Source organism: Variovorax nivicola, assembly GCF_051216475.1.
GTDB lineage: Bacteria > Pseudomonadota > Gammaproteobacteria > Burkholderiales > Burkholderiaceae_C > Variovorax.
Genome location: NZ_JBPJZK010000004.1, coordinates 351,813 through 367,190 on the forward strand (window position 1 = coordinate 351,813; position 15,378 = coordinate 367,190).

19 protein-coding genes are annotated in these 15,378 nt (G+C 66.2%); 11 read left to right on the top strand and 8 right to left on the bottom strand.

The features are described 5' to 3' along the window. Position 1: 1 nt before the first annotated feature. Both sucD and sucC read right to left on the bottom strand, forming a co-directional pair. Positions 2-895 carry a succinate--CoA ligase subunit alpha gene (gene sucD / locus ACSFBF_RS18355; RefSeq protein ID WP_007828710.1) on the bottom strand — a complete coding sequence of 298 codons (894 nt, stop codon included), beginning with the start codon at positions 893-895 and terminating at the stop codon, positions 2-4. 10 nt (positions 896-905) lie between these two features. Further along, a complete protein-coding gene (sucC, locus tag ACSFBF_RS18360) occupies positions 906-2,072 on the bottom strand; it encodes an ADP-forming succinate--CoA ligase subunit beta (RefSeq protein WP_042577345.1) in 1,167 nt (388 codons plus the stop codon). A 203-nt stretch (positions 2,073-2,275) separates the two neighbouring features. On the opposite strand from sucC, the gene argC reads away from it, so the two are divergent. Beyond that, on the top strand, positions 2,276-3,199 hold the full coding sequence (gene argC, locus ACSFBF_RS18365) for an N-acetyl-gamma-glutamyl-phosphate reductase (protein WP_435469379.1): 924 nt from the start codon (positions 2,276-2,278) through the stop codon (positions 3,197-3,199). Between the two features lie 22 nt (positions 3,200-3,221). Here the strand turns inward: argC and ACSFBF_RS18370 are convergent, their stop codons facing one another. Then, positions 3,222-3,950, bottom strand: a complete 729-nt coding sequence (locus ACSFBF_RS18370) for a hypothetical protein (protein ID WP_435469381.1) — start codon at positions 3,948-3,950, stop codon at positions 3,222-3,224. 128 nt (positions 3,951-4,078) lie between these two features. Here ACSFBF_RS18370 and yiaA point away from each other — a divergent pair, with 128 nt between their 5' ends. Continuing rightward, positions 4,079-4,516 (top strand): inner membrane protein YiaA, encoded by a 438-nt coding sequence (gene yiaA / locus ACSFBF_RS18375; RefSeq protein ID WP_435469383.1) that lies wholly within the window; start codon positions 4,079-4,081, stop codon positions 4,514-4,516. Between the two features lie 11 nt (positions 4,517-4,527). Here the strand turns inward: yiaA and ACSFBF_RS18380 are convergent, their stop codons facing one another. Both ACSFBF_RS18380 and ACSFBF_RS18385 read right to left on the bottom strand, forming a co-directional pair. Next, on the bottom strand, positions 4,528-5,370 hold the full coding sequence (locus ACSFBF_RS18380; RefSeq protein ID WP_435469385.1) for an IclR family transcriptional regulator: 843 nt from the start codon (positions 5,368-5,370) through the stop codon (positions 4,528-4,530). A 10-nt stretch (positions 5,371-5,380) separates the two neighbouring features. Beyond that, entirely contained in the window at positions 5,381-6,151 is a 771-nt protein-coding gene (locus tag ACSFBF_RS18385) for an SDR family oxidoreductase (RefSeq protein ID WP_435469387.1), read from the bottom strand. Positions 6,152-6,381: 230 nt separating this feature from the next. Here ACSFBF_RS18385 and ACSFBF_RS18390 point away from each other — a divergent pair, with 230 nt between their 5' ends. Genes ACSFBF_RS18390 through ACSFBF_RS18425 form a run of 8 tightly spaced genes read left to right on the top strand, consistent with a single transcriptional unit; the run spans position 6,382 to position 12,712 of the window. After that, positions 6,382-7,038, top strand: coding sequence for an RraA family protein (locus ACSFBF_RS18390; RefSeq protein WP_435469389.1), 657 nt, complete (start codon positions 6,382-6,384; stop codon positions 7,036-7,038). Between the two features lie 7 nt (positions 7,039-7,045). After that, positions 7,046-7,372, top strand: a complete 327-nt coding sequence (locus ACSFBF_RS18395; RefSeq protein ID WP_435469391.1) for a UxaA family hydrolase — start codon at positions 7,046-7,048, stop codon at positions 7,370-7,372. Positions 7,373-7,386: 14 nt separating this feature from the next. Further along, positions 7,387-8,628 carry a UxaA family hydrolase gene (locus ACSFBF_RS18400; RefSeq protein WP_435469393.1) on the top strand — a complete coding sequence of 414 codons (1,242 nt, stop codon included), beginning with the start codon at positions 7,387-7,389 and terminating at the stop codon, positions 8,626-8,628. A 49-nt stretch (positions 8,629-8,677) separates the two neighbouring features. Continuing rightward, complete coding sequence (locus ACSFBF_RS18405; protein WP_097197622.1) at positions 8,678-9,361, top strand: amino acid ABC transporter permease; 684 nt, start codon at positions 8,678-8,680, stop codon at positions 9,359-9,361. Positions 9,362-9,374: 13 nt separating this feature from the next. After that, positions 9,375-10,031, top strand: coding sequence for an amino acid ABC transporter permease (locus tag ACSFBF_RS18410; RefSeq protein ID WP_371127368.1), 657 nt, complete (start codon positions 9,375-9,377; stop codon positions 10,029-10,031). Beyond that, positions 10,015-10,743 (top strand): amino acid ABC transporter ATP-binding protein, encoded by a 729-nt coding sequence (locus tag ACSFBF_RS18415; RefSeq protein ID WP_435469396.1) that lies wholly within the window; start codon positions 10,015-10,017, stop codon positions 10,741-10,743. The genes ACSFBF_RS18410 and ACSFBF_RS18415 overlap by 17 nt, the downstream gene beginning before the upstream one ends. A 32-nt stretch (positions 10,744-10,775) precedes the next feature. After that, on the top strand, positions 10,776-11,597 hold the full coding sequence (locus tag ACSFBF_RS18420; protein WP_435469398.1) for a transporter substrate-binding domain-containing protein: 822 nt from the start codon (positions 10,776-10,778) through the stop codon (positions 11,595-11,597). Positions 11,598-11,602: 5 nt separating this feature from the next. Continuing rightward, on the top strand, positions 11,603-12,712 hold the full coding sequence (locus ACSFBF_RS18425; protein WP_435469400.1) for a mandelate racemase/muconate lactonizing enzyme family protein: 1,110 nt from the start codon (positions 11,603-11,605) through the stop codon (positions 12,710-12,712). 9 nt (positions 12,713-12,721) lie between these two features. Here ACSFBF_RS18425 and ACSFBF_RS18430 read toward each other — a convergent pair whose 3' ends face one another. From ACSFBF_RS18430 to recA, 3 genes are read right to left on the bottom strand one after another with little or no spacing between them, the layout of a single operon-like run. Continuing rightward, the gene (locus ACSFBF_RS18430) at positions 12,722-13,150 is read right to left on the bottom strand and encodes an SRPBCC family protein (RefSeq protein ID WP_435469402.1); all 429 of its coding nucleotides are present in this window, start codon (positions 13,148-13,150) and stop codon (positions 12,722-12,724) included. After that, positions 13,134-13,592, bottom strand: a complete 459-nt coding sequence (gene recX, locus ACSFBF_RS18435; RefSeq protein ID WP_435469404.1) for a recombination regulator RecX — start codon at positions 13,590-13,592, stop codon at positions 13,134-13,136. The genes ACSFBF_RS18430 and recX overlap by 17 nt, the downstream gene beginning before the upstream one ends. A gap of 42 nt (positions 13,593-13,634) precedes the next feature. Beyond that, a complete protein-coding gene (gene recA, locus ACSFBF_RS18440) occupies positions 13,635-14,741 on the bottom strand; it encodes a recombinase RecA (RefSeq protein ID WP_435469406.1) in 1,107 nt (368 codons plus the stop codon). 146 nt (positions 14,742-14,887) lie between these two features. Between recA and ACSFBF_RS18445 the strand changes: the two genes are divergently transcribed. Further along, positions 14,888-15,373, top strand: coding sequence for a MarR family winged helix-turn-helix transcriptional regulator (locus tag ACSFBF_RS18445; protein WP_435469408.1), 486 nt, complete (start codon positions 14,888-14,890; stop codon positions 15,371-15,373). The last annotated feature ends 5 nt before the right edge of the window (positions 15,374-15,378 follow it).

A 15,378-nucleotide genomic window follows, 5' to 3' on the forward strand; every position in this document is an offset into this window, starting at 1 on the left:
TTTAGAGCTGTGCCTTGAGCAGCTTGGCCAGTTCCGAGAAGTTGCGCGTCACGGTGAAGCCGCATTCTTCCATGATGGCGAGCTTGGCATCAGCCGTGTCGGCGCCGCCCGAGATCAGCGCGCCGGCGTGGCCCATGCGCTTGCCGGGAGGGGCGGTGACACCGGCGATGAAGCCGACGACCGGCTTCTTCATGTGTTCCTTGCACCAGCGGGCTGCGTCAGCCTCGTCCGGGCCGCCGATTTCGCCGATCATGATGACGGCGTCGGTGTCCGGATCGTCGTTGAAGGCCTTCATCACGTCGATGTGCTTCAGGCCATTGATCGGGTCGCCGCCAATGCCGACTGCCGACGATTGGCCCAGGCCAATTTCGGTCAGTTGAGCCACGGCTTCGTACGTCAGCGTGCCCGAGCGCGAGACCACGCCGATGCGGCCCTTGCGGTGGATGTGGCCGGGCATGATGCCGATCTTGATTTCGTCGGGCGTGATCAGGCCGGGGCAGTTCGGGCCCAGCAGCAGGGTCTTCTTGCCGCCGGCCGCTTCCTTGGCCTTCATCTTGTTGCGCACTTCGAGCATGTCGCGAACCGGGATGCCTTCGGTGATGCAGATCGCCAGGTCCAGGTCGGCTTCGACGGCTTCCCAGATGGCGGCCGCGGCGCCTGCCGGCGGCACGTAGATCACCGACACCGTGGCGCCGGTTTGCGAAGCAGCTTCCTTGACCGAGCCGAAGATCGGGATGTTGAAGATCGACTCGCCGGCCTTCTTCGGGTTCACGCCCGCCACGAAGGCGTTTTTGCCGTTCGCGTATTCCTGGCACTTCTCGGTGTGGAACTGGCCGGTCTTGCCGGTGATGCCTTGCGTGATGACTTTGGTGTCTTTGTTGATGTAGATCGACATGACTTGTTCCTTAGGCCTTCTTGACTGCTGCCACGACCTTCTGGGCCGCTTCCGCCATGGTGTCGGCGCTGATGATCGGCAGGCCCGAATCGGCCAGCAGCTTCTTGCCTTCGACTTCGTTGGTGCCCTTCATGCGCACGACCAGCGGCACTTGCAGGTTCACGGCCTTGCAGGCTGCGATCACGCCGGTGGCGATGGTGTCGCACTTCATGATGCCGCCGAAGATGTTGACGAGGATGGCCTCGACGTTCTTGTTCTTCAGCATGATCTTGAAGGCTTCGGTGACCTTCTCGGGGGTGGCGCCGCCGCCCACGTCCAGGAAGTTGGCCGGCTCGCCGCCGAACAGCTTGATGGTGTCCATGGTGGCCATGGCCAGGCCGGCACCGTTCACCAGGCAGCCGATGTTGCCGTCCAGCGAGATGTAGGCAAGGTCGAACTTCGAGGCTTCGACTTCGGCCGCGTCTTCTTCGTCGAGGTCGCGCAGGGCCACGATTTCGGGGTGGCGGAACAGCGCGTTGCTGTCGAAATTGAACTTGGCGTCCAGCGCCATGACGTTGCCCTTGCTGTCACGGTTGAGCGGGTTGATCTCGACCAGCGAGGCGTCCGTCTCCATGTAGCAGGTGTAGAGCTTCTTCAGGATGTCGACCGTCTGGGCGGTCGAGTCGGCCGGCATGCCGATGCCGTCGGCGATCTGCTTGGCCTGTTCGTCGGTCAGGCCCTTTTCGGGGTCTGCGAACACCGTGATGATCTTCTCGGGCGAGGAGTGAGCCACTTCCTCGATGTCCATGCCGCCTTCGCTCGAAGCGATGAAGGCCACCTTCTGGGTGGCGCGGTCGGTCACGGCCGAAACGTAGTATTCCTTGTTGATGTCGGCGCCGTCTTCGATGTAGAGGCGGCGAACCTTCTGGCCTTCGGGGCCGGTCTGGTGCGTCTTGAGCTGCATGCCGAGAATTTCGCCGGCGAGCTTCTTGACGTCTTCGATGGACTTGGCGACCTTGACGCCACCGCCCTTGCCGCGGCCACCCGCGTGGATCTGGGCCTTGACGACCCAGACCGGGCCTCCAAGTTTCTGGGCGGCTTCCACCGCCTCCTGAACCGTATAGGCCGGGATGCCGCGCGGCACCGGCACGCCGAACTTGGCAAGGATTTCCTTGCCTTGGTACTCGTGAATCTTCATGAGGGATGTCTCTCGGAAGGAGGAGGTTGAGAACGGGAGATCTGGGTGAGAGTGTTTCTGCTCTGTTGCTCGCGGGCGACGGCAACCTGACGGCTGGGGGCGGCGAACAACCGCGGACTGTATCATGGTGCGCCGCACCAATGCTGTACATGGGGTTGCGGGCAATACGTACTTTCTTCTAGTTACCCTGGGGCACCTCCATCATGGCCAAGGTTTTCATCGACGGCGAAGCCGGCACCACCGGCCTGCAGATTCGCGAACGGCTCCAGGCGATGCCGCAGATCGAACTCGTGAGCATCGCGCCCGAGCTGCGAAAAGACGTGAATGCCAAGCGCGACCTGATGGCGGGCGTCGACCTGGTAGTGCTGTGCCTGCACGACGACGCGGCGCGCGAATCGGTCGCGCTGATCGACCAGCTGCCCGGCAAGAAGCCCAAGATCATCGACGCCTCCACGGCGCACCGCATCGCCCCCGGCTGGGTGTTCGGCTTCCCCGAACTCACCGAAGGCCACTGGCAGGCCGTGGCCAAGGCCGAGCGCGTCGGCAACCCCGGCTGCTATGCGACCGGCGCCATCGCCATGGTGCGCCCGCTGGTCGACGCGGGCATCCTGCCGGTCGACTTCCCCGTCTCGCTGCCCTCCGTGAGCGGCTATTCGGGCGGCGGCCGGACCATGATCGAGGCCTACGAAAAAGGCGAAGCGCCGCCGTACGAGATCTACGCCCTGGGCCTGAAGCACAAGCACATCCCCGAAATCATGACCTACACCGGCCTCACCCGCCGGCCGGTCTTCGTTCCGTCGGTGGGCAATTTCAAGCAGGGCATGCTGGTGCAGCTGCCGCTGCACCTCGACCTGCTGCCCGGCAAGCCGAAGGCCGGCGACCTGCAGGACGCACTGGCCGCGCACTATGCGCGCAGCAACACGCCCGAGAAATTCGTGAAGGTGCTGCCGCCCACTGAAGACGGCAAGCTCGAAGCGCTGGCGCTCAACGACACCAACGAGCTCGAGATCCGCGTGTTCCCGAACGAGGACCACCGCCACGCCGTGGTGATCGCCCGCCTCGACAACCTCGGCAAGGGCGCCAGCGGCGCCGCCGTGCAGAACCTGAAGCTGATGCTGGCGCTCTGAGCGCCACGCCTCGCCAGCTTCGTCAGTTCACCAGCCAGAGCCCGACGCCCAGCAGGGCCGCGTGCACGCCCAGCGCGATGTACAGCGGCTTGCGCGAAGGTGCCGCCATGTCCTGCAGCGTCTCGTGGATGCGGCGCGTGAGCAAGACACGCAATGCCGGGTCTTGCACAGCGCCCTCGCCTGCCACCGGCTCGCCGTGCTCCGCGCGACTTTGCTGCCATTCGGCCAGCATCTCGCTCAGCGGCAACCGGTTGAGCACGAAGCCCACCACCGAACGCACCGCCTTGCCTTCGCCCAGCACCGGCGCGAGTTGCTTGCTCAACGCATCGACCGACAGCCAGTCGGCCGCGCGCTGCAGAGTGCCGTGGGCGCGCGGCATCGCTTCGATGCGCCCGGCAATCGCGCCACCGAGCCTCTGCGACACGGCCTCGCCACGCGCCGCGACCAAATGTTGCATCGCACGCGCGCGCCCTTGCTGCACGCCCAGCATTACGTAGACGACCACGAACAGCAGCAGCAGAACCGCCACCAGCAGCGGCGGCGAGGTAATGAGCGCGACGATGGCGCCGGCTCCACCGGCACGCGCGGCCGTGTTGCCCGGCCCCTGCAACTGGCTCAGATAGAAGAAGAAAACGCCGCCGCCCAGGATGACGCCGAGCAGACCGCCCTTGATGACGGACCCAGCGAAGGACAGGCCGGCCTTGGCGCCGGTGCGAACGAGAGACGGCTGGCCGACAGGGTCGGATGACATGGAAAAGCTCCTCCGTAGTTGACGGCCGTTCTGCTCGACTGCTTGCTGCGCAATCCGGCGGCCTGCCGCGGATCATGCCATCGGCGCCCCACACCATAATCGCGCACCAACCACACGAGGAGGACTTCATGGCCGTCAAATTCCAGAAACCGACTGCGGCATTCGTCGCTGCATCCTGGGCCGCGTTGCTCATCGGCGCCATCGTCTACCTGATCGGGCTGTGGAACGCCTCCATGCAGCTCAACGAGAAGGGCTACTACTTCACCATCCTGATGTATGGCCTGTTCGCCGCCGTCTCGCTGCAGAAGACCGTGCGCGACCGCCTCGAAGGCACCGCCGTCACCGGCATCTACTACGGTCTGTGCTGGATCTCGCTGCTGCTGTCGGTGGCGCTGCTCGCCGTCGGCCTCTTCAACGCCACGCTGGCCGCGAGCGAGAAGGGCTTCTACGCCATGGCCTTCCTGCTGAGCCTGTTCGGCGCAGTGGCCGTGCAGAAGAACGTGCGCGACATCGCCGCGCACAAGAGCGAGACGCCGTCGCTCGACGACTCGCCCGAGGCGAACTGAGCCGCCGGGCTCTATTCGTTGTCGTTGTAGCCGCTGGCCCCCATCAGCGCCGACAGGCGCGCGGAGATATTGCCGACGATGCCGCGCACCTGCACCACATCCGGCGCCGACTTCTGGTCGATGCGCTCGATGTACGGCACGTTGATCGACGCGATCACGTGGTCGGCCGCCCCCATCACCGGGAACGCGATATTGGTGATGCCGCGCGTCTGCTTGCTCGGCATGGCCGAATAGCCGCGCTCGCGCACTTCCTGCAGAAGGGCGAAGAGCTCGCCCGGGTCCATGTCGAGCTCGCCTTCCACGCCGATGTGGGCGCGCAGCATGCGGGCGCGGTCGATCTCGTCGCGGAACGCCAGCAGCACGTGGCCTGACGACGTGTCCGTCAGCCCCATCACCACCCCGACCTTGAGCCCGAAGGACCAGCGCTCGGGGCTCTCGACCTGCGCGATGACGACCACGCGCCCGCCCTGGTACATGGTGAGGTGGCACGACTGGCGCGCCCGGTTGGCCAGCTCGCGCAACAGCGGCAGCGCCGCACTCACCAGGCTCTTGAGCGGCTGCTGGCGGTGCGCCAGCTCGAACATCCGCAGCGTGAGCGTGTAGCGGTCGTTCTCGTCGACCTGCACATAGCCGCGCCGCTGCAGCGTCACCGCCATGCGGAAGATCTCGCTGACCTTGCGCCCGACCTTCTGCGCCAGTTCGTTCAGCGTGTAGCCGGTGGCGCTGTCGGCCAGCGCCTCCAGGATGTCCAGCCCCTTCTCGAGCGCCGGCGCGGCGTAGCGCAGCGCGCCCTCCCCTTCGGGCGCGGCCTCGTCCTGGCTCTGTTGTTCTTCCGGCGCTGGTGCTTGCTTCATTGTTCCCTGCTCAGTTCGACCATCCACCGTCGATCATATGGATCGCGCCGGTGGTGAAGGCCGATTCGTCGGAAGCCAGGTACACCACCAGCGCGGCAATCTCCTCCGGCTTGCCGACGCGCCCGAGCGGCTGGCGCGCCACGAAGGCGGCGCGCACCGCGGCTTCGTCGGCGCCGGCCTGCTCGGCCTGGGCCGCGATGCGATCGCGCAGCGAAGGCGATTCGACCGTGCCCGGGCAGATGGCATTGCAGCGCACGCCCTGCTGGATGAAGTCGGCCGCCACCGCCTTGGTGAGCCCGATGACCGCGGCCTTCGAGGCGCCATAGACGAAGCGGTTGGGCACGCCCTTCACGCTCGATGCGGCCGAGGCCATGTTGATGATCGAGCCGCCGCGATCGAGCATCGCCGGCAGGAAGGTGCGGATGGTGCGGTACATCGACTTCACGTTGAGGTCCATGCTGAAGTCCCAGTCGGCTTCCTCGCAGGCCAGGATGTTGCCGCTGTGCACGAAGCCGGCGCAGTTGAAGAGCACGTCCAGCCGCCCCGCGACCTGCACGAAGGCCTGCAGCGCGGCACTGTCGCGCACGTTGAGCGTGGCGGTCTTCAGGCCCGCCAGGCCTTCTTCGCGGGCGATCGCGGCGAGTTCGGCCAGCGCTGCTTCGTCCACGTCGGTGGCCCATACGGCGGCGCCTTCGCGCGCCAGCGCCAGCGCACTGGCCCGGCCGATGCCCTTGCCGGCGGCGGTGACGAGGATGTTCTTTCCCTGAACGCGTGAAGTCATTGGCGATGTCCTTTGAGTGAGTGCTGGCACATATGTGAAATATAAATTTCACTGATGAAATTAAATATACGCGACCCGCAAGCCCTTGCACCCCCTCAAAAACCCGAAACCAATCGCTAGATCATTGGTAAATACCCTCGAATAGGCGCAAACCCCAGCCTTCATCCAAGTCCTCACTGCTAACCTCATTCATGAAAAGTAGTTTTATCTAAGAAAATAAGATTCATCCCATGACCCAAGCACCTGCGCTGCTCACCCGCCTGCAAGCCTGCTACACGGGCATCCTCCACGACGTGATGCGTGCCGCGGGCCTGCGCGACTTCACGCTGCCGCCCACGCTGCGCCCGCTGATCGCCGGCCAGAAGATGTGCGGCCCTGCCTTCACGGTGAACGGCCGCGTCGACCCCACGGCCGATCCGCACGAGACGCTGATGGCCTGGACCGGTTTTCTCTCGCGCGCCAAGCCCGGCCACATCGCGGTGATCCAGCCGAACGACTCGACGGTGTCGCACATGGGCGAGCTCTCGGCCGAGACGCTGGGCCGCAAAGGCGTGCTGGGCGTGATCGCCGACGGCGGCGTGCGCGACGCCGAATTCATCCTGCAGCAGGGCTTCCAGGTGTGGCACCGCTACTTCACGCCGCGCGACATCGTGGGCTACTGGCTGCCAGACGCGATGGACGTGCCGGTGCGCATCGGCGATGTCACGGTGAACCCCGGCGACCTGCTGCTGGCCGACACCGACGGCGTGATCTGCCTGCCGCTCGCGCAAGCCGAGGCCATCGTCACCGAGGCCGAACACATGATGGGCCGCGAGAACCTCGTGCGCACCGCCATCCTCGCGGGCACCGACCCGCAAGAGGCCTACCTGAAGTACCGCAAGTTCTGAGCGCCGGATGCCGAACCCGCAACCCATCGACAGCCGACTGGTGCTGCTCTCGCCCGGCGACAACTGCCTGATCGCCTGCACCCGCCTTGCCGCCGGCACGGCCGTGCAGCTCGAAGACGGCACAGTCACGCTCGCGAAGGAAATCGGCCTGGGCCACAAGCTCGCGCGCCACGCCATCGCGGCCGGCGAAAAGGTGCTGAAGTACGGCGCGGTCATCGGCAGCCTGCACGCGCCTGTCGAGGCGGGCGAGCACATCCACACGCACAACCTCGAAAGCGACTACACGCCCACCTACACGCTGGACGAGGGCAAGACCTTCGTCGGCCACGCCTGAGGCGCCCTCCCCGCATGAACGCTCCCAATCTCCAGATCAACGGATTCCCGCGCGCCGACGGCCGCAAGGGCATTCGCAATGTCGTGGTCGTGGCCTACCTCGTCGAGTGCGCGCACCACGTGGCGCGCGAGATCACGCTCAACTTTCGCCAGCAGGACGGCGAATCGGAAGTGCACCTTGTCGGCTTCCCGGGCTGCTACCCGAACGAATACGCCGAACGCATGATGGAAGCGATTGCCACGCACCCCAACGTGGGCGCGGCGCTGCTGATCTCGCTGGGCTGCGAGAGCATGAACAAGCGCAAGCTCGAAGAGGCTGTTGCCGCATCGGGCCGGCCGGTGCACACGCTCACCATCCAGCAGAAGGGCGGCACGCGCAGCACCATCCGCGAAGGCACGCAGTGGGTGCAGTGGGCGCTGGCCGAACTCGCGCAGCAGCAGCGCGTGCCCATGAGCCTGAACGAGCTGGTGGTGGGCACCATCTGCGGCGGCTCCGACGGCACCAGCGGCATCACCGCCAACCCGGCCGTGGGCCGCGCCTTCGACCTGCTGATCGAACAGGACGCGCGCTGCATCTTCGAAGAAACCGGCGAGCTGATCGGCTGCGAGTTCCACATGCAGCGCCGCGCCGCCACGCCGGAGCTCGGCGAAGCCATCGTCGAATGCGTGAACAAGGCCGCGCGCTACTACAGCACCATGGGCCACGGCAGCTTTGCGCCCGGCAATGCCGACGGCGGGCTCTCGACCATCGAGGAGAAATCGCTGGGCGCGTATGCGAAGAGCGGCGCCTCGCCCATCAACGGCATCGTGAAGCCAGGCGACGTGCCGCCGCAGGGCGGCCTCTACCTGCTCGACGTGGTGCCCGACGGCGAGCCGCGCTTCGGCTTTCCGAACATCAGCGACAACGCAGAGATCGTCGAGCTGATCGCCTGCGGCGCGCACCTCATCCTGTTCACCACGGGGCGCGGCTCTGTGGTGGGCTCTGCCGTGTCGCCCGTCATCAAGGTCTGCGCCAACCCCGACACCTACCGCCAGCTCGGCGAGGACATGGACGTCGATGCCGGCCGCATCCTCGAAGGGCGCGGCACGCTGCAGGAGGTGGGCGAGGAGATCTTCGACGCGGTGCGCAGCGTTGCCGACGGCGCTGCCACCAAGTCCGAGGCATTGGGGCACCGCGAATTCATCCTGACCTACAAGGCCTTCGAACCGCTCGGCCCTTCGTGCCTGCCGCTCGCCAGCATTGCTCGCGCTGCTTGAGCGGCGCCCTCCCCCGCTTTCTTCCATTGGACTTCCGGAGCCCAACGCATTGAACTACCAGTTCGACTTCATGCCCGTGCTCGAGCAGTGGCCGCTGCTGCTCGAAGGCGCGTGGACCACCGTGCAGCTGTCCTTCATCGCGACGGTGCTGGGCTTTGCGCTGGGCACCGTCTGCGCGCTGGGCCGCAACAGCCGCCACGGCTGGCTGCGGCGTCTGACGGGCGGCTACGTGGAGGCCATCCGCAACACGCCGCTGCTGATTCAGAGCTACTTCCTCATCTTCGGCCTCTCCAGCGCCGGCGTGACGATGCCGATCATGGTGGGCGCGGTGCTGGCGCTGGTGGTGAACATCGGCGCGTACAGCTGCGAGATCATCCGCGCCGGCATCGAGTCGATCCACAAGGGGCAGCTCGAGGCGGCGCAATGCCTGGGGCTGTCGAAGCTGCAGGTGTTCTGGCACGTGATCCTGCGGCCCGCGGTGGAGCGCGTGTACCCGGCGCTCGCCAGCCAGTTCGTGCTGCTGATGCTGGCCTCCAGCATCATGTCGTCGATCGGCGCGGAAGAACTCTTCGGCGTGGCCAACCGCATCCAGTCGGACACCTTCCGCAACTTCGAGATCTTCATCGTGCTGTGGGTGGTGTACCTGGCGCTGTCGTACGCCATGCGCCTGGGCTTCTGGCTGCTGGGCATGCTGATCTTCCCGCGCCGGCGCAAGCTCGGCACGCCGCTGTGAAGAAGGCTGCGACATGACGTTCATGCCAATCGATCACTTCGGCTTTCTGTTGATGGGCGCATGGGGCACGGTGCAGCTCTCGGCACTCGCGTTCGTGGGCGGCGGGCTCATCGGGCTGGCGGTGGCGCTGGCGCGCGTGTCGCCCGTGAAGGCGGTGCGGCGCATCGCGGCGGGCTACATCCAGGTCATCCAGGGCACGCCGCTGCTGGTGCTCATGGGCGTGTGCTTCTTCGGACCCAACATCGCGGGCATCGGCTCGGTGCCGGCGATCGTCGCGGCGGCGCTGGCCATCACCATCTATGCGAGCGCCTTCCTCGGCGAGATCTGGCGCGGCTGCATCCAGTCCGTGCCGCGCAGCCAGTGGGAAGCCGCCGAGTGCCTGGCGCTCACACGCTGGGAGCGCATGCGCCGCGTGATCCTGCCGCAGGCGCTGCGCATCGCGACGCCGCCCACCGTGGGCTTCCTGGTGCAGATCATCAAGAACACGTCGATCGCATCGCTGGTGGTCGGCTACGCCGAGCTTTCCTACAACGCCAAGGTGCTGAACAACTCGACGTTCCAGCCCTTCCTGTATTTCGGGTGTGCGGTGGTCCTGTACTTCATTCTTTGTTATCCGCTCTCGCGATGGAGTCGCGCCCTTGAAAGGAAGCTCAATGCAGCCCGTGGTTGAACTCAACGACGTCCACAAGCACTTCGGCAAGCTGCATGTGCTGAAGGGCGTGTCGTTCTCGGTCACGCGCGGGCAGGTGGTTGCCATCATCGGCCAGAGCGGCTCGGGCAAGAGCACCGCGCTGCGCTGCATCGACCGGCTGGAGACCATCGACAGCGGCACCATCCAGTGCTGCGGCCACGCGGTGCACGACCCTGCACTGAACCTGCGCGACCTGCGCAAGGACGTGGGCATCGTGTTCCAGAGCTACAACCTGTTCCCGCACCTCACGGTGAAGCAGAACATCACGCTCGCGCCGCAGTCGGTCAAGAAGATGAGCAGCGCGCAAGCCGGCGCCATCGCCATGGAAGTGCTCGAACGCGTGGGCCTGGCGGAGAAGGCCGACGCCTACCCCGAGCAGCTCTCGGGCGGCCAGCAGCAGCGCGTGGCCATTGCGCGCTCGCTCGCGATGAAGCCGCAGCTGATGCTGTTCGACGAAGTGACTTCCGCGCTCGACCCGCAGCTCACCGGCGAAGTGCTCAAGGTGATGGAAAAGCTCGCTGCCGAGGGCATGACCATGATCCTCGTCACGCACGAGATGGCATTCGCGCGCGGCGTGGCCGACAAGGTCATCTACATGCACCAGGGGCTGGTGTGGGAGGAAGGCGACGCCAGCATCCTCAGCGACCCGCAGACGCCCGAGCTGCGCCAGTTCATCGGCACCGGGCTTTGATTTTCTTTTCAGACAACTCCAGGAGACTTTCGATGACTTCTTCCCTCTCGTTCAAGCGCCGCGGCGCGCTGCTGTCCGCGCTTGTGCTGGCACTGCCGCTGGCTTTCGCAAGCGCATCGGCGCATGCCGACCAGCTCGACACCATCACCGCCGCCAAGAAGATCCGCGTGGCCATCGACCTCGCGGTGCCGCCCTACGGCCTGAAGGACGAGAAGCTCAACGCCACCGGCTCCGACGTCGAGACCGCGCGCCTGCTGGCCAAGAGCCTGGGCCTCGAACTGGAGATCGTGCCGACCACCGGCGCCAACCGCATTCCCTTCCTGCAGACGGACAAGGCCGACATCGTGATCTCCAGCATGTCGGTCACGCCGGAGCGTGAGAAGGTCGTCGACTTCTCGGTGCCCTACGCCGCCATCCTGGCCGTGGTGGGTGCGCCCAAGAGCATGACCATCACCGGCCCCGCCGACCTGGCCGGCAAGAAAGTGATTGCCACGCGCGGCACCACCAACGACCAGGAACTGACCAAGGTGCTGCCGGCCGGCGCGCAGGTGATTCGCTTCGACGACGACGCCACCTCCATCACCGCCGTGGTGAGCGGCCAGGCCGACATCTTCGCGACCGCACCGCCGCTCTTGAAGACCATCAACGAGAAGAACCCGGCCAAGCAGATGGAGCCGAAGTTCACGATGAAGGTCAACTTCCTGGCCATCGGCATGCGCAAGAACGAGCCGCGCCTGAAGGCCAAACTCGACGAGTTCGTGAAGGCGCAGCTCAAGAGCGGTGAGCTCAACACCATCTACAAGAAGTTCCACGGCGCCGACCTGCCCGCGGACGTGACGCGCAACGCAGGCTGAGCACGATGGCGAAGATCGACCAGGTCGAAATCGCGCAGATCGACATTGCGCCCAAGGTCAAGCGTACCGACGCCATCCAGTCATTCGTGACGCAGGAGACCGTGATGGTCACCGTGCGCTGCGACGACGGCTCGGCGGGCACGGGCTACACGTACACCATCGGCACGGGCGGCTCGTCCATCGTGGCGCTGCTGAACGACCACCTCGCGCCGCGCCTGATCGGGCGCGACCCGCAGCAGTACGAAGCCATCTGGCGCGACCTGTTCTTCCACACGCACGCGACCGCCGTGGGCGCCATCACCAGCCTGGCGCTGGCCGCCATCGACACCGCGCTGTGGGACCGCAACGCGCGCGCTGTAGGGCTGCCGCTGTGGCGGCTGGCCGGTGGCGCGCAGTCGCGCGTGCCGGTCTACACCACGGAGGGCGGCTGGCTGCACATCGAGCCCGCACAGCTGGTGGAGCAGACGCTCGCTGCGAAGGCCGACGGCTTTCTCGGCGCGAAGATCAAGGTCGGTAAGCCACATGTGGCACAAGACATCGCGCGCCTCTCGGCGGTGCGCGAAGCGGTGGGTGCGGACTTCGAGCTGATGGTCGATGCCAACCAGAGCTTCACCGCGGCCGAGGCCATTCGTCGCGCGCACCAGTACGCGCCGCTCGACCTCGCATGGTTCGAGGAGCCGATGCCGGCCGAGCACGTGCGCGCGCATGCGCAGCTGCTGGCGAGCACCAGCGTGCCGATCGCGGTGGGCGAGTCGATGTACCACCCGTCGCAGTTCGCGGAATACATCCAGCAGGGCGCCTGCTCCATCGTGCAGGCCGACGTGGCGCGCGTGGGCGGCATCACGCCGTGGCTGAAGATCGCGCACCTCGCGGAAGCGCACAACATCGCGATGTGCCCGCACTTCCTGATGGAGCTGCACGTGAGCCTGTGCGCTGCGGTGCCGAATGCGCGCTGGGTGGAATACATCCCGCAGCTCGACGACCTGACGACGAGCCGGCTGCGCATCGAAGGCGGCCACGCGGTGGCGCCGGAGACGCCGGGGCTGGGCATCGAGTGGGATGCCGACCAGCTGAAGGCGCGGCGCAAGTTCACGCCGATCGTGGTGCGCGGCTGAGCCAGCCGGTCAGTCTGCTTCGAGCAGGTTGCGCAGCGCCTGCAGGTCGCGGGCGATCCACTGCGCATCGCGCTCGAAGGCCGCATCGTCCATGTGCGGCTGGCGCAGCAGCGTGAACTGCAGCTCGCAGGCGTCCGGCGCAACGCCGATCACGCGGAACGGCAGGTAGACCTCGGGCACGCCTTCGGGCGCGACCCAGTGGTCGAGCACGCCGAGATCGTTGCGCGGTGCGAAGCGCATGCGGGCCTCGCCGCTCTCGGGCGTGCGCACGATCCAGTGGTCGCCGTGCGGCACCAGCGCGCTCTTCGCTAAGCCGCTGGCCCAGTCGGGCAGCCGCTTCGGATCAGCCGCCAGCACATAGGCGCGGCGCCATTCGCACTGCACGCGCTGCGAGATGACGCGGGACTGCGCGGCATGGTCTTCATTCGTCGGTTTCATCGAAATCGCTCCTGAGTACCTTGGACACGATGGCGCCGGAGAACCCGCGCGCCATCAGGAATCGCATCTGCTTGGCGCGCTCCTTCGCGTCGGCGGGCGGCGCGTCGAAGCGGTGGCGCCACAGGGCCGTGGCGCGTTCGACTTCTGTTTCCTGCAGGCTGGCCACCGCTTCAGCGATGGCCTCGGGGGCGATGCCCTTGGCCTGCAGTTCCTGCTTCACCCGCAGCGCGCCCGAGCGGGCGGCGCGCTGGTTGAGCACCGAGGCCACCACGCGCGGCTCGCTGATGAAGTCCTTGGCGGCCAGCTCGTCGAGCGCCTTCGCCAGCGTGCCGGGCTCTTCTTCATGCCTGGCCAGCTTGCGCTCCAGCTCCGCGCGTGAATGTTCGCGCTGGCTCAGCAGGCGCAGTGCGCGGCCTTTGAGGGACGGGGCGTTGAATGCCATGCGGGGGTCGCTGGCGCGGCCCCCGGGGAGCCGCGCTCTGGCTTATTCGCCCTTGTCGGCCTTCTCGGCCTTGGCAGCCTTCTGCGGCTTCTCTGGCGTGGCGCCGGCATCGGCGGCCAGCAGCGGGATGCCCAGCGACTCGCGCACCTTGTTCTCGATCTCGCGCGACAGCTCGGGGTTCTCGCGCAGGAACTCGCGGGCGTTGTCGCGGCCCTGGCCGATCTTCTCGCCGTTGTAGGCATACCAGGCGCCCGACTTGTCGACGATCTTGGCGGTCACGCCCATGTCGATGATCTCGCCCTCGCGGCTGATGCCTTCGCCGAACAGGATGTCGAACTCCGCCGTCTTGAATGGGGGCGACACCTTGTTCTTCACCACCTTCACCTTGGTTTCATTGCCGATGGCTTCGTCGCCCTTCTTGATGGTGCCGATGCGGCGGATGTCCAGGCGCACCGATGCGTAGAACTTCAGCGCGTTGCCGCCGGTGGTGGTTTCGGGCGAGCCGAACATCACGCCGATCTTCATGCGGATCTGGTTGATGAAGATGACCATGCAGTTGGTCTTCTTGATGGTAGCGGTGAGCTTGCGCAGTGCCTGGCTCATCAGGCGGGCCTGCAGGCCGGGCAGCGAGTCGCCCATTTCGCCTTCGATTTCGGCCTTGGGCGTGAGCGCGGCGACCGAGTCGATGACGATCAGGTCGACGGCGCCCGAGCGCACCAGCGAGTCGACGATTTCCAGGGCCTGTTCGCCGGTGTCGGGCTGGCTGATCAGCAGGTCCGACAGGTTCACGCCGAGCTTCTGGGCGTATTGCACATCGAGCGCATGTTCGGCGTCGACGAAGGCGCAGGTGCCGGCCTGCTTCTGCATAGAGGCGATGACCTGCAGCGTGAGCGTGGTCTTGCCCGACGATTCAGGGCCGTAGATTTCGATCACGCGGCCGCGCGGCAGGCCGCCGACGCCCAGCGCGATGTCCAGGCCCAGCGAACCGGTGGAGACCACCTGGATGTCTTCCAGCGCCTCGCCTTCGCCGAGCCGCATGATCGTGCCCTTGCCGAACTGCTTTTCGATCTGGGCCAGCGCGGCCTGCAGGGCCTTGGCCTTTTCACTGTTGGCGACCGAGATGCTTGCGCCCTTGACGACTGCGTCCATGTGGAAACTCCTTGAAAATCAACGGTTTGTGTTGGGTTTCATCCGATCTGCTTTTAACTACAGGCTGGATGCTTGAACAGTAGTGTAGAGGCTCATAGGTTGGCGCAAACTCATTTTTTGGTCAGTTTGCTTTACCATCTGGCGCCATGGCCGAAGCCGCTTTCCCCACCGACCCCGATGCCTGGCGCCAGACCCACCTGGGCCGACTGCTCGGCCACGCCATGCGCCGCTTCGACGAGCGCGTGCTGGAGCTGATGGCGCACGACATCGACGTGCCGCTGGCGCTGTCGAACCTCGCGGCGCGCGCGCAGGTGAGCGCGGCGCATATCCACATCACGCGGCACCTGGCGCGCGAGGGCTCGCGCCTCACCGAGCTGGCCGAGCGCGCCGGCATGACCAAGCAGGCCATGGGCGCGCTGGTCGACCAGTGCGAGGCCTGGGGTCTGGTCACGCGCGGGCCCGATCCGCTCGATGCGCGGGCGCGGCGCGTACTCTTCACCGCCGACGGGCTGGCCTGGCTAGACGCCTTCCGCAGCGCGGTGACGCAGGCCGAGAGCGAGTTCCGAAGCAGCGTCGGCGACGAGATCGCCACCGTGGTAACGATTGGACTGGAAGCCTACACAGCGGGCTAGACTCG